Origin of the sequence: Paenibacillus sp. RC21 (assembly GCF_044907935.1) — a bacterium.
Classification (GTDB): domain Bacteria; phylum Bacillota; class Bacilli; order Paenibacillales; family Paenibacillaceae; genus Paenibacillus; species Paenibacillus terrae_A.
In genome coordinates, this window is sequence record NZ_JBIYCS010000011.1 from 1 (window position 1) to 13241 (window position 13241).

The 13241-nt window shown below is 46.2% G+C and carries 13 protein-coding genes and 1 pseudogene; 9 read left to right on the plus strand and 5 right to left on the minus strand.

What is annotated here, in order from left to right; translation table 11 throughout:
* The 6 genes and pseudogenes from ABIA61_RS24020 to ABIA61_RS24045 all read left to right on the plus strand — a co-directional run.
* The coding region (locus ABIA61_RS24020) for a DMT family transporter (protein ID WP_404581352.1) at window positions 1-407 on the plus strand (407 nt) is incomplete at its 5' end.
* Window positions 408-464: 57 nt separating this feature from the next.
* On the plus strand, window positions 465-797 hold the full coding sequence (gene csaA / locus ABIA61_RS24025) for a chaperone CsaA (protein ID WP_283655277.1): 333 nt from the start codon (window positions 465-467) through the stop codon (window positions 795-797).
* Window positions 798-1317: 520 nt separating this feature from the next.
* On the plus strand, window positions 1318-1866 hold the full coding sequence (locus tag ABIA61_RS24030) for a helix-turn-helix domain-containing protein (protein WP_283655303.1): 549 nt from the start codon (window positions 1318-1320) through the stop codon (window positions 1864-1866).
* Between the two features lie 81 nt (window positions 1867-1947).
* A complete protein-coding gene (locus tag ABIA61_RS24035; RefSeq protein WP_014280639.1) occupies window positions 1948-2463 on the plus strand; it encodes an acyl-CoA thioesterase in 516 nt (171 codons plus the stop codon).
* A 140-nt stretch (window positions 2464-2603) separates the two neighbouring features.
* Window positions 2604-3425 (plus strand): annotated as a pseudogene (locus ABIA61_RS24040) (MFS transporter); the annotation flags it as partial.
* A 106-nt stretch (window positions 3426-3531) separates the two neighbouring features.
* On the plus strand, window positions 3532-3885 hold the full coding sequence (locus ABIA61_RS24045) for an MFS transporter (protein WP_404581353.1): 354 nt from the start codon (window positions 3532-3534) through the stop codon (window positions 3883-3885).
* A gap of 157 nt (window positions 3886-4042) precedes the next feature.
* Here the strand turns inward: ABIA61_RS24045 and ABIA61_RS24050 are convergent, their stop codons facing one another.
* Window positions 4043-5509 (minus strand): RICIN domain-containing protein, encoded by a 1467-nt coding sequence (locus ABIA61_RS24050; RefSeq protein WP_283655305.1) that lies wholly within the window; start codon window positions 5507-5509, stop codon window positions 4043-4045.
* A gap of 264 nt (window positions 5510-5773) precedes the next feature.
* Between ABIA61_RS24050 and ABIA61_RS24055 the strand changes: the two genes are divergently transcribed.
* Window positions 5774-6472 (plus strand): 4'-phosphopantetheinyl transferase family protein, encoded by a 699-nt coding sequence (locus ABIA61_RS24055; RefSeq protein WP_404581354.1) that lies wholly within the window; start codon window positions 5774-5776, stop codon window positions 6470-6472.
* Window positions 6473-6532: 60 nt separating this feature from the next.
* On the plus strand, window positions 6533-8122 hold the full coding sequence (locus ABIA61_RS24060) for an amidohydrolase (RefSeq protein WP_283655307.1): 1590 nt from the start codon (window positions 6533-6535) through the stop codon (window positions 8120-8122).
* Between the two features lie 70 nt (window positions 8123-8192).
* Here ABIA61_RS24060 and ABIA61_RS24065 read toward each other — a convergent pair whose 3' ends face one another.
* From ABIA61_RS24065 to ABIA61_RS24075, 3 genes are all read right to left on the minus strand, one after another.
* Window positions 8193-9815 carry an S-layer homology domain-containing protein gene (locus tag ABIA61_RS24065; RefSeq protein ID WP_404520709.1) on the minus strand — a complete coding sequence of 541 codons (1623 nt, stop codon included), beginning with the start codon at window positions 9813-9815 and terminating at the stop codon, window positions 8193-8195.
* A gap of 156 nt (window positions 9816-9971) precedes the next feature.
* Entirely contained in the window at window positions 9972-10823 is an 852-nt protein-coding gene (locus ABIA61_RS24070) for a DegV family protein (protein ID WP_404520708.1), read from the minus strand.
* A 32-nt stretch (window positions 10824-10855) separates the two neighbouring features.
* Window positions 10856-11329 carry a hypothetical protein gene (locus ABIA61_RS24075; protein WP_283655310.1) on the minus strand — a complete coding sequence of 158 codons (474 nt, stop codon included), beginning with the start codon at window positions 11327-11329 and terminating at the stop codon, window positions 10856-10858.
* A 219-nt stretch (window positions 11330-11548) separates the two neighbouring features.
* Between ABIA61_RS24075 and ABIA61_RS24080 the strand changes: the two genes are divergently transcribed.
* The gene (locus ABIA61_RS24080) at window positions 11549-11932 is read left to right on the plus strand and encodes a DUF423 domain-containing protein (protein WP_404520707.1); all 384 of its coding nucleotides are present in this window, start codon (window positions 11549-11551) and stop codon (window positions 11930-11932) included.
* A gap of 109 nt (window positions 11933-12041) precedes the next feature.
* Here the strand turns inward: ABIA61_RS24080 and ABIA61_RS24085 are convergent, their stop codons facing one another.
* Window positions 12042-12593 carry a hypothetical protein gene (locus ABIA61_RS24085; RefSeq protein WP_283655312.1) on the minus strand — a complete coding sequence of 184 codons (552 nt, stop codon included), beginning with the start codon at window positions 12591-12593 and terminating at the stop codon, window positions 12042-12044.
* Window positions 12594-13241: the final 648 nt, after the last annotated feature.

A 13241-nucleotide genomic window follows, 5' to 3' on the forward strand; every position in this document is an offset into this window, starting at 1 on the left:
TTTCAGCATATATGTTGGCAGGACAGAAAGTAAGTCACAAAATAGATGCAAATTTATATAGTGTTATTGTTTTTTTTCTGGGTGGCAGCGTCATGTTAATCTACAATTTGTTGAATAATTATTCCTTGATCGAATATGACTCGTCGGATTGGATGTATTTCTTTTTACTTGCAGTAATCCCAACTATTTTTGGACAATATATTTTTAATCTGTTGTTGAAATCAATGGGTGCAACTACTGTTTCAGTGGGCATTATTGGAGAACCTGTTCTCGCCATAATTCTCGCTTACTTATTCTTGGGAGAAATAATCTCTGTATTTCAATTCATAGGTGGAATGATAACTTTATTCGGTATGGGGATGTATTTTTGGGCAAAATCTTTAAAGTATACAGTTGCAAAATATTAAAATTTGTAACTGTATATCGCGAAATTTGAGAAAACAATAGATGAGGAGAATGTTTAAATGGCAACGATTGATGATTTTTTGGAACTGGATATTCGAGTTGGAACAATAATTAAAGCTGAGTTTTTTGCAGAAGCAAAAATACCTGCTATTAAACTTGAGATTGATTTTGGACAAGATATCGGAATAAAAACATCAAGTGCACAAATTACAAAAAGATATGTGGCTGAAGATATTATAGGAGAACAAATAATAGGTATAGTCAACTTTCCTCCTCGACGGATAGCAGGCTTTAATTCAGAGGTATTAGTCCTTGGAGGAATACCCGAAAAAGGGGATGTGGTTCTGTTGAAACCAGATATTAAACTACCTGATGGAACACCTATTGGGTGATACATCGTTCTTGTTTAATCAGTGTAAAAAATACAACTTTACAAAAGGCAAGGCACGAACCTTCAAATGATAAATATAGTTTAATTAACCACAGGGATTACTCTGGTAATTCACGACGTGTAGAAAAAGTGTCAAATTGATTTTTCAATTTGACACTTTTTTATATTGGATAAGATAATGAGTTTGTGCAGATAGCAAAAGGTCTGTTAAGACTTATGTGTAGATTATTTTCGAATGGATCTCTCCCGAGTGAATTTTTTTATTTTTTAGTGTAGGTGGTTGCCAATTAAGGATTTGACCTCAATTTTAGACACGTAAGTTTCCGTTAAGTCGCAAAATTAACAAATGACATTTTACAATACAGTCTATATAAGAAGTGACAAATGATAATACAGAAAGTGTCATTTTCATAGTACAGAAAGTGGCGTTTATAGGTTGTATTAATGACAAAACTAATTACAGCCGACACTTTTGTGTATTCTTCTTGTATAGACTTTTTGGATACGAGGAGGCAGGGTCTGTGGATTCAATGCAGTATATTATCGGCTCAAATTTGGCTCAAATCAGGAAGACTAGAGGACTTAGTCTGGATAAAGTGGCTGAACTGACAGGGGTCAGCAAAGGAATGCTGGCCCAGATTGAGAAGGGAAAATCCAATCCTACGGTTACCACACTTTGGAAAATTGCCGACGGTTTGCATGTGTCCTTTTCCACATTCCTCAAAGAGGACTCCCCGCAAATCACTAAAATCAGCAGGGAAGACCTGTATCCGGTGATTGATGAGAACGGCAACTATTTTGTTTACCCTATCTTCCCGTATCATTCGGAAAAGAAGTTTGAGGTGTTCACGGTAAGTCTGAAGCCGGGCTTTACACATCAGGCAGAGAAGCATCTGGGAGAAGAATCGATACTCATGATCCGTGGGGAAATGTACTTTGAAATGCAGGGACAACAGCTTAAACTGAGCGCAGGGGATGCTGTGCAATTTCAAGTAACTGACCTTCATACGTACCGTAATGAGTCGGATGAGGATGCGGATTTTTATGTATTGATTTATTATGCGGATTAGTGGGATGATTAGCACAGTCTAAAACAGGCTTCCACCACTATATAAAAAGATAGCTACGAGGAAAAGAGAGGAAGAGAACCCATGGAAAGCAAGTACATCCGAGAAACCTACTGCTTCAAGACGTCCCGTGTATTTCCCAACGATATCAACAATCATAACACGCTCTTCGGAGGCCGATTGATGTCGTATATCGACGATATTGCGTCTATCGCAGCCTCCAAGCTATGCCGCACGAATACGGTCACGGCATCTACGGATTCGGTGGATTTTTTGCTGCCCATCCATCCGAGCGATTCCGTTACGCTGGAGGCGTTTGTAACCTGGACAGGCCGTAGCTCTATGGAGGTCTTCGTGAAGGTCATCCGCGAAGGACTGATGACTGGCGACCGGAAAATCGCAGCCACCGCCTTCCTGACCTTTGTGGCGCTGGACGAGAACAACCGTAAAGTGATCGTGCCGCAGGTCATTCCAGAGACAGAAGAGGAATTACAACTGCACCAGACCGCGCCGTCACGTGCAGCGATACGACGTCAGCGCAGGGAGGAAAGCAAGCAACTGGCGAGCTTCCTGACGACAGATTATCCGTGGGAACTGTAACGTCCTGTCATGTGGGTTGCCAGAGCACCGCAGGTTTACAAACATCGCGACCTTGTGTCATGGATTACTGATACAATAAATGACAATGGTCCTGAGATGAGTTCAATGTAAAGGGCGGGAGCGATGTGAATCGAAAAGCAGTGCGTGCGTGGATTACTTACGATTGGGCCAATTCAGGCTATGCAACGACGATACTGGCAGCAGTGCTGCCTATTTTCTACAGCTCTGTTGCAGCTTCGACGCTGGATGCGACAACCGCATCCTCCTATCTGGGGTACACACATGCAATCGGTATGTTATGTGTAGCGTTATTGTCCCCTGTGCTCGGGGCAGTTGCCGATCTGACAGGCAGCAAGCTGTCTTTCCTGCGAATTTTTACGGGGACTGGCATCGTCGCCACATTGGGCTTTAGCCTGGTAGGAGAAGGAGACTGGCTGCTGGCTTCCGCGCTGCTGGTCTTGTCGACCATCGGATTTGCGGGCGGCAATACCTTTTATGATGCGATGCTCCCCGATCTGGTGCCTTCCGGTAAGCGGGAAACTGTATCGGCCAAAGGCTACGCTTATGGCTACATTGGTGGAGGGATCTTGTTGGCGGTCAACATGCTGATGATCCAAAAGCCTCAATGGTTCGGATTAGGAAACACACTGGAGGGAACACGTCTTGCGTTTGTTTCGGTAGCGGTATGGTGGTTGGTGTTTTCTTTGCCTTTATTGCTTCAAGGTCGCCAGCGGCACTGGAGCGGTGAAGGGGAAAGACAAGACCAAGAAAGGCAAACAGGCAGCCTTTTATTCCAAACTGCTTACTGGAAGGCCGGATTTCGGCGGATTCAGGGCACGATGCGCCAAATTCGGCGTTTTCCACAATTGCTTAAATTGCTGCTATCTTTTTGGTTTTTCAATGACGGGATTAATACGATTATATTAATGGCTGCTATTTACGGAACGGGGATTGGGATTGGCACGACGGATCTGATTGCGGCGCTGTTGATAACCCAATTTATTGGCTTTCCCTGTACGCTGCTGCTGGGGATCGCGCCGGATGCTCATGTTCTCGCTCGGGATTTACATGCTGATCGTCATTCTTGGATTTTTCATGACTCAGGCGCTACATTTTTATGTGCTGGCGGCTATGGTCGGTCTGGTACAGGGGAGCAGTCAGTCCATTTCCCGGTCTTTATTCAGCGATCTGATGCCAGCCAGCCGGACGGGTGAATTTTTTGGTTTCGTGAACATTACGGGCAAGTTTTCATCCATTTTCGGCCCGTTTATCTTTGGCTTGGTCGGTCAGCTAACCGGTTCCTCGCGCTGGGGTATTTTATCGCTGTTTGCCTTTTTCGCTATCGGTATACTGATGCTGTGGACTGTGGATATCGCGAAGGGGAAGGCAGACGTGCTTCAAGCCGATCTGGACAAGGGATAGCCCAGATACAGGTTCAACTATCATTTTCCCGCAAAAAGAAGCCGTTCTTCCGTTAGCAGTGATCTGCTGGGAAGACGGCTTTTTGGAAATAACTGAATCACTTGAAGGAAGCTACTGCTTCAATGACGATGATGATGTACGTTCGACGTTGAACGAACTAATCTACTTTCACTACACGAAAATGCTGATTCGTTCCGCCGTTATCCCCCCATTGAATCGCTTTGGCACCATCGGCGGTAGTGCCTTCGGAAATGTCGATCAGTTTGCCCGTTGCCCGGTTTTTCAGTTTGTAATAACCTCCGGTTACAGAAACCAGTTGCCATTGCTGGCTAGACCAGCCTCCGTCGCTCCATTGCTCGATGACCGCACCGTCCGTCGTCGCTCCGTTTTCAACGCCGATCAGCTTGCCACTGTTGCGGTTGACGATTTTGTAATATCCGCCGCCCGCATCCTTGAGCTGCCATTGCTGGCTGGGTGCTCCTGAATTTGCACGCTGCTCCAGATCCGCGCCGTCTGTTGTTGCACCGTCAATTACATTCAGCGGCTTGTTGCTCTTGCGGCTTACCAACTGATAGTATCCGTCCGGGTCAATGACGATTGGCGTGGTTACACCTTGAACCACACCGCTGGCGGTGTCGATGTTCATACTGTCGAACCAGTCCATAGCCAGGGAAGTCCCGGTTGGAAAACGCAGCGGTAGCCATACATATTGTGAATCCTGCACAGGCCCGCTCCATGCTCCCGCCCAGCGGTCCCCCAAATACAGGTACGAGGTCGTTTGGGTACCTTCTACCGGAATGACGTAGGCCGATTGTGAACCGTAGGTCGTACTGTCTCCAAAGTTAATCGTGTTGCTCCACGTTCCCTCAATGCTGGATGCCGTAGCATATTTGGCCTGGTTGGGGTTCCAGCCTGTTGCCCCGGATGTGATCAGGAAGTAGACGTCTCCTTTTTTGAACATCGCCGGAGCTTCACGATATTGTCCCGGCCAGAGCGTGGTCACCAGCGATTCTACTTGCAGGAAATCCGGTGTCAGACGATAAATGTTCAAATCGGCATTCACACGGGTAGCAGAAACCAGGTAAGCCGTACCATTGTCGTTGTACACAGTCATATCCCGTGAATCGTAATCCAGAGGACGGAAGCTGCCCTGATAGGTGTAATCGCCGTCCACAGTATCGGAAGAGGCAACTGCCACCTGGGCTTCGTTGTAATTAACTCCATTTTCCTTGTGCATCCACAATACGTATTTGCGTGTTTTCTCATTGTAAATGACTTTTGGACGTTCAATATTCGAAACATTCAGCTCTACTGCGGAACTGCTAGTTAGCACGTTTTTGCGGAACTCCCAGTTTTTTAAATCAGAGGAACGGTAGGCGGATACAGCCTTGAACGTGCCGTTGGGGTTGCGATTTTCACCAAACCAGTAGTAGTAACCGTCTACCTTAATCATACCGCCCCCATGAGCATGAACCACGTTTCCAGCTGTATCTTTAAACTGAATGCCATTCACAACATTCGCTGGGGCCGCTGAAGCAATCTTCGGTGAAAACATCTGGAAAATGCTCAACGACAGCAAAACAGCGAGCATAATACACAGTAAGACGGCAAAATCATATTTCATTGTTTCGTCCTCCTCTGTATGTTTTTAAAGCGCTTACAAAAATGATTTGTACTGAATAGCTATCTATGCTAATGCCTATCACCTGTCTGATGATGCGATGTGAGCAACAAGAGGGTTCTATCCCAATTGTATCCATATTGAATTGAAAGTGCTAGAGTAGTATATTGACCATGTACACCGCAGACGATAAACTTTCAATGAATTTCCAATAGAGCGGTGAAGTTATGAATGGGCTGATATTTATTACGTCATAGGGGGCCAACCATGGAAATATACGCGATTGACATGAGCAAGTCGGAGGCAGTCGGTCATTACGAGTCACTGCTAAACCGGGTTTCGACTGAAAAGCGACAGAAGCTGGATCGTTTTTTACATCGGGAAGATGCTTTAAGGGGCTTATACGCCGATGTGTTGTTAAGGTGGTTGGCCTGTCGGCAATTGAAGGTTTCCAACTCCAGTCTTCAATTTACATATAATGCTTTCGGCAAGCCTTCCTTGTTGAATGCACCCGCATTCCATTTTAATGTTTCTCACTCGGGAAAATGGGTGGTATGCGCCGTGGATGATCATTCGCTCGGAATCGACATTGAACAGCTTCGTCCTATTGATTTTGAGGTGGGAAGGGTGTGCTTTTCAGACACGGAGTATGATACGTTGATGCGTCAGGAGGCGGAGAGCCGCTTATCCTATTTTTACGATCTGTGGACGCTCAAGGAAAGCTTTGTGAAGGCCGAAGGGCAGGGATTAACGCTGCCGCTAAAGTCATTTTCATTCGATTTAAGTGAGCGTCCGTTGATCGGTTTTACGACGGAAGGCTTTACCACCGAGTATTGTCATTTTAAACAGTATGAGATCGATGAACACTATAAAATGGCTGTCTGTGCAATGCATGACCGCTTTGCGCATCTGGTGCAGCAGCTAGATATACATACACTATGCCTGGAATCGGCAGCACAGGCGTGATATGAAGCTAAAAAAATGGCGGAACAAGTAGTCTAGTTGAAAAAAGGGAGATGAGCTGCGTTGACGCTAACATTGTTCAAGCATGGCAAGCTGTATGGGGAATGGGCTGCCAAGGGAAATTCAATCATTGTACAAAATGGCATCATACAGGCCATTGGACAAGCGCGGGAGCTTGAATTGCAATTGTCGGGTAAGGAATATGACACGGTGGATTGGGAGGACGCTTATGTGTTGCCGGGCTTGGCCGATTCACATATGCATTTGTCCATGCATGGCATGAAGCTGGCGATGCTGGATTTTACGTCGGCTACCTCGAAGGATGAGATGCTTGATATGCTGCGCAAACGGGTTGCGCTCACACCGCCGGGAGAATGGATTTTAGGGCTGAACTGGAACGAAAATGCGTTTATTCCTGTTGAGATTCCGACCATCTCAGAGCTGGATGCCATTACGGATCAGCACCCGGTATATTTGACTCGTACATGCTTTCATACGTTTCTGGCGAATTCAGAAGCGTATCGGCGTGCAGGTATTGGCGAGAACACTCCTGATCCCGCTTCGGGAGCCTACGGAAGAAATGCGGATGGACAGTTGAACGGATTGATTTATGAGGAAGCGTCCACTGCCTTTACAAGTGTTCAGCCAGAGCCGGATTATTCGGTTAAAAAAGATGCAATCCGCCGAGCTTGTCTGGATGCACTACGACTCGGCCTGACGGCTGCACACACGGAGGATTTGCGTTTTCTGGGCAGCGTGGACACCATGCAGCGGATTTACAGGGAGCTGAGGGAGGAAGGCATTGCTTTTCGCACGCATCAGCTCATCTATCATCCGTTCATGGAGGAAGTGAAAGCGAAAGGGCTGCGTGCTGGTAACGGAAATGAGTGGTTTAAAATCGGTGCGGTAAAAATGTTTGCCGATGGTGCGATTGGTGGAAGAACTGCGCTATTGTCTGCGCCCTATAGCGATGCTCCACATACCAGTGGCATGGCGATTCAACCGCAGCCAGAGCTGAACCAGATGGTGGCGGCTGTCAGAGCCGCAGGTTTTCCGGTCGCTGTACATGCGATAGGGGATGGGGCGGCGCATATGATTTTGACAGCGATGGAAGCCCATGCGCTAACGGAGGAAAGTGGCTTGCCGGATCGTCTGATCCATGGACAGGTGCTGACTGCCGATTTGGTCAAGAGAATGGCGAAGCTGCCGCTGATTGCGGACATCCAGCCGCGTTTTGTAGCAAGTGATTTCCCGTGGGTGCTGGATCGGGTTGGCGAGGGACGTACCGAATATTTGTATGCCTGGAAGAAGCTGCTGGACGCAGGTATTCCATGTGCTGGCGGCAGTGACGCGCCTATTGAGCCGTTGGACCCTTTTCTCGGTATGCATGCCGCTGTGACCCGCACCAAGCCGGAAGAGACGCATGAGGGTTATCTTCCAGATGAAAAGCTGGACATTCACGAAGCTATTCATCTGTTTACCTTCGGAAGTGCAGTTGCTGCGGGAGAAGCGGATGAACGGGGTTCGATGGCTGTAGGGAAAGCCGCTGATTTTACGGTTATTGACCGGGATTTATCGGAGCGCCCTCAGGCTTTGCTTGACGTTAAAGCACGTATGACGGTTGTGAACGGAATCGTTGCATATCAGGCATAGGTGGACGATAATATGTATGCAAAAAACCTCCAACCTCACGCTAATAGTGGAGTTGAAGGTTTTTTTGTTTTTACAAACCACGCTGTGCGAAACGGTCTGCATTTTTCACACTGGACCATAGATCAGAGCTTGCCCCGCCTGCATACCAGTAGGCGAAGCCTGCAACCCCTTTGTCCTGTCCCAAACGGTATTTACGGATGAAGGATCGCCCTTCCTCCAACCATAGCTTATGAAGCTGAGTATCCCTGTAGGAAACCGTATACTGCTGAATATCATCATGCCAGATCGGTTTGGAGGTGGAACGGGATACAAGCTGATTTTGCTCAATCAGTGAAATATCAGACGAAGCGACCGATTGACCACTGGCATTGAGAGTCCAGTTCCGTGTGAATAAAGGCAATGCCAATATCGCTTTATCCGGGTCGGTGGTTAGTAGAAAGCGCCGTACGCTTTCACGAAGCCAAGGTAATGAGGATACGGAGCCGGGGGTCGAGCTGCCTCCCCAATGTTCGTCATATCCCATCAGAATCAAATAGTCTGCCGCAGCGCCAAGTTGCTTATAATCAAAGGCGGCTGTCCAGTCTGTACCGTAATCAGGAGATACACAGATCGCCAGCACAGCATTCAGGCTTTTTAACTTGGCTTTTAATTGTTGGATGAACAGCGTGAGCTGGGTACGATCCTGACCATCTACATTTTCAAAATCAATCACAAGCCCATCCAGATGATGTGTAGATACGGCATTCGCAAGCTGAGTTATGGTTTTGTTCCGTAAAACTTCACTGGACAGGATTTGGTGCGTCATCGTTAGATTCGAACGGTTGCCTACCATCGCCCAGACTTTTTTTTGATGCTGTTTGGACCAGGTGAGGAGCGAGGTGTTTGTAAGATCACTAATATTACCCGTTTCGTTTAGAAAAAACCAGCGTGGTGATAGGGTGTTGATGTTAGATTGAAGCACGGAGCTTTCAAACTGTTGAACGCTCTGATCATATTGCCAGCCTAGTCGGATGGAAGATGCCGTGGACGCTGTTTTGGAGGCATGCTGTGTTGAATACGTCAGTAGCCGTTCCAGAAGTGCTGCTGTTTCTTCGCGGGTCAGGGAAGACGTGGGGCGAAATTGGTTGTCTTCCCCGTTCATAAAGCCATAACGGTTCACGGTGGTTACAGCTTCAACAGCCCAATCTGCAATCTTGTTGGCGTCTGTAAAAGTGGAAACCGCTTCTCCTGATCCCGTCGAGCGTATGAGGCGTGCGATCATCAAGGCTGCTTCTTGCCGGGTTACAGGGCTGTTGGGTTGAAACGTGGCGGATGTCCCTCCCTGCACCACGTCAAGCTGGGAGGCTGCTTCAATCCATCCGTAATACCAGGCTTGTTTGGATACATCCCGATAGGAGGAGACCGATGCTTGTACAGGTTCCAGACCGAGTGTGCGATCCAGCGCGGTAACCCATTCGGCTCTCGTAACCGCCTTTTTGGGAGAAAAGTAGCCAGGTCGTGTACCTGCCAAAATTCCTTTGGCGTGCAGTGAGGTGATCGATTGATAAGCATAGCTGTCTGATATATCCTGAAACGCCACACCGACTGCGGCTGCGGGAACGGTTAAACATGAAGCGGATGTAGTTATTATCGTCATGACGGCAGTCGCCAACAGAGTAAGTTTGGTTAGCAAGCGTGATCGTATGGGGCTCATTCACTATAACCTTCTTTTTTTATGATAGATTGTCAGACGAATCGTTCGTCACATGACGATTAATACTATCAAAAATAGTAAAGTTATTCATTGCTAAATTGTTGGAAAACACAAAAAAGCCCTTACCTGTAGAGGCAAGGAGCTTCACAATCGAAACTATTCTTTTTTGGCATACATTATACCAATCGTCTGTGGACCACAATGACTGGAAATGACACATCCGGCTGTTGCCAGCAGCACCTCTTGCGCTCCCGTCTCTTCCTGTAAACGGGCTTGCAGCATCAGCGCATCTTCCTCAGCCAAAGCATGTACGACAATAATGATATCGTTATCCATATGTCCCCGCTGGTTCAGGGCATTTTGCAGCATCTGATCCAGCGCCTTTTCACGTTTGCCGCGGACTTTGTACGCAGGTGTCATTTTTCCGTCTATTACTTTGATCACCGGACGAATTTTGAGCAGACTACCGATCAGATTTTGCATCCCTGAGCATCTTCCGCCCTTGTACAGATACTCGAGCGTATCAATCACGAATTCCGTGTCTATCAGGGGGCGGGTTCTCGTCAACATGTCCACAATCTGTTCCATTGTACTGTTGTTGGCTGCGGCGCGTGCGGCCTTCATCACGAGCATGCCAAAGCCGCACGACAGATTCAGGGAATCAAAGACGGTAACACGGCCTTTCGGGAACTCGGAAGCAGCGAGCAGCGCATTTTGATAGGTTGAGGACAGCTCGGAAGACAGACTGATATATAAAATGTCGTCCCCTTGTTCTATGTAGGGAGCAAAGGCTTGAATAAAGTCCGATGGAGAAGGTGCGGCGGTTCGTGGCAAATGTCCCTCACGACTTACGCGCTGAAATAACTGTTCTGGCTGGATATCCACACCATCCCTTAATGATTCATCCCCAAACACCGTATACAATGGTACAATGCCAATCTCGTACTGTTCGCGCCATTGGACTGGAATATCACTGGTACTGTCCGCAAAAATTTTGATTTTGTTCATACATTGAATCCTCTCTGTGTGATGCGGAGAAATTATAAGGATTGCACAGAGGAAGGATAGATATCCGCTGTGTTACTCGGAACGGCAAGACCCATGGCCAGAAGTGCAATGAAGCCCAAAATAATGAACGCATTAATGATTAACCCTGCAATGGCAAATCCTTTCTTACGGTTCTTCAACGCAATTCCAATAATGCCGACCACAAGCCCGGCGCAATTCAATAACAGACTGCCTAAAAATACAAAAGGAAGCAGGACGGTTCCGGTTTGTTGCAGAACAACTTCCGGGTCCAGGGTTTGGTATTGGCTGAAATGAGCCAACAGATTAATGACCATAACAGCCAGAATGATATACCCGATCAGGCTGACGAGCGACATAATAAAAGAAGCAATACCGGGACCGGAATGCTTGAGCTTGACTGGAGGCTGGAAGACGGGAGCTTCTGAAAAAACAGGATGCTCCTCAGACGCAACAGGCTTTTGCAGATTAGGATCTTGGTTACTCATCTTTTCAACTCCTTGAACATTATCCGAACAGGTACTAATTTTCCACAAAATGAACAAAAAAGCAAGGGACCTTACACATTACCCTCCAAAAGACAGGGTTTAATCATGGAATTCTGTAGGGTTTAAATTTAAATGGAGTGGCTGGCAAACTTCATATGGATTCGATAAAATAAGGAGATAGCTTGGATTAGAGGATGAGATGAAAAGGGGTACACAAACATGCAACGCAGATGGATAATTGTAGGATCTATAATGATGCTGCTGGCGGTAGCTATTGGAGCGTTTGGGGCTCATATTGTGAAAACACGGATCGACGCAGACGCTTTGGCCGTGTATGAAACTGGTGTGAAATATCATATGATTCACGCTGTCGGTTTGCTGATCATTGCATTGGCTGCGGGACAGTGGGGAGCGTCGACTCGTTTAAAATGGGCAGCGCGACTGCTGTTTACGGGAATCATTTTGTTTTCCGGCAGCTTGTATGTGCTGAGCTTGACCGGGATTCGTGTGCTAGGTGCTATTACCCCGCTGGGGGGCGTGTGTTTTATCGCAGGTTGGCTTTTGCTGGCATTAGCTGCCTGGAGTTTGAAGAAAGAGGATTAATTTAACTTTCCAGGTCATATCACAAAAAAGAGAATCGCTTGGAAAGACATAACGTTTTTCCGGCGGTTCTCTTTTTGCGTGTTTATTTCATGTTGTAAGGGCTTTACATTTACGATGTGATTTCATCGATTTCATTCATTTTAAAGGAGTATACTTGCTTCTCATCTACATGGTACACACTCAGTAAGTTATTCTCATGATCCAAATTAAGGATGCGACATGGGATGCTTCGTTGTCCGCCATAGCGATTTACGATTAGCCGTACAAGCGTATTATCATGTATATAGCGTTTGATCCAATCATAGGTGCTAAGTTCTTGTTGTGGTGCAGGCTTCGGCTGTATGTGGGATTGTTTGATCTCTTGAGCGACAGGTGGCTTGTTCGTAGGAGCGACATTAGATTTCTTTTTGGAAAACTTCTCTGCTAGCGCAGTAGCAGCATCAGACGAGCCGTTAGCGGCTGATTGTTTTTTTAAGTGTAATGCAGCCTCAATCAAATTACCAAGCTCAATACCGGACTGAACCCGACTATCTGCAATTTGTTCATGTTGAGTCAAGAGGTTAAGCAGGAAATGAAGGGCCTCTACATTGGAACGACCTTTAACTAATACATCTACATTAAATAAATAACTGGTTTCATCTTGATTTGATTCTTTTTTCATACATCCTCCAGCCCAAGCCCTGGGTAATTAGTCTTTTATAGTACCTATCAATATATCATTAAAACGTAATCTGTCATAGTACCTTAGGCTCTGTTATGGAGATTAACAAAAATAGGTCCTGTATAAACTGTATATCAATGGTGTGTTCACATTTATTCACCTACACAAACGCGAAAATACTGTATACAATATCCCAGACGAAAAATGAGGAGGTGCATGGTTGAACGAAGATACACAAGGACCCCGTCGGATAAAGTTTTGTGAAGTCCTGCAAGTGATCACCAATTGATGAAAATACCAACTTGTACTATACATATACAGAGAATAAACGAGAGTGAGAGCGAAATCAAGCAGTTTGAATTTTAAATATTTCCTTTTGATTTTTTCGGTTTAAGCGAAGACAACAAAATAGTAAGGAATTAATGTAGTTATTTGTAAATACATTTCAAAATCTATACCGTCTCTTTACATTCAGAAAACATGTTCTAAAGGAACTTAATGGTAATATGTATGGAAAGTGGAGAAAAGTGGATAACATAAGACTCCGTTAGCGGCTTCATCTGCGCTGATGAGTGATTTCAGGGAAGGGGCATTCTGTCGGGATGCTCTTTTTCACTTGCCGTTATAGATAGCTCGGTGGAACCCTAG

Coding starts and splice junctions, on each gene's coding strand:
- ABIA61_RS24085 (WP_283655312.1), bottom strand. CDS start 12,593: ATGAAAAAAGAATCAAATCAAGATGAAACCAGTTATTTATTTAATGTA.
- ABIA61_RS24055 (WP_404581354.1), top strand. CDS start 5,774: ATGGAAATATACGCGATTGACATGAGCAAGTCGGAGGCAGTCGGTCAT.
- ABIA61_RS24070 (WP_404520708.1), bottom strand. CDS start 10,823: ATGAACAAAATCAAAATTTTTGCGGACAGTACCAGTGATATTCCAGTC.
- ABIA61_RS24075 (WP_283655310.1), bottom strand. CDS start 11,329: ATGAGTAACCAAGATCCTAATCTGCAAAAGCCTGTTGCGTCTGAGGAG.
- ABIA61_RS24045 (WP_404581353.1), top strand. CDS start 3,532: ATGCTGATCGTCATTCTTGGATTTTTCATGACTCAGGCGCTACATTTT.
- csaA (WP_283655277.1), top strand. CDS start 465: ATGGCAACGATTGATGATTTTTTGGAACTGGATATTCGAGTTGGAACA.
- ABIA61_RS24035 (WP_014280639.1), top strand. CDS start 1,948: ATGGAAAGCAAGTACATCCGAGAAACCTACTGCTTCAAGACGTCCCGT.
- ABIA61_RS24080 (WP_404520707.1), top strand. CDS start 11,549: ATGCAACGCAGATGGATAATTGTAGGATCTATAATGATGCTGCTGGCG.
- ABIA61_RS24065 (WP_404520709.1), bottom strand. CDS start 9,815: ATGAGCCCCATACGATCACGCTTGCTAACCAAACTTACTCTGTTGGCG.
- ABIA61_RS24050 (WP_283655305.1), bottom strand. CDS start 5,509: ATGAAATATGATTTTGCCGTCTTACTGTGTATTATGCTCGCTGTTTTG.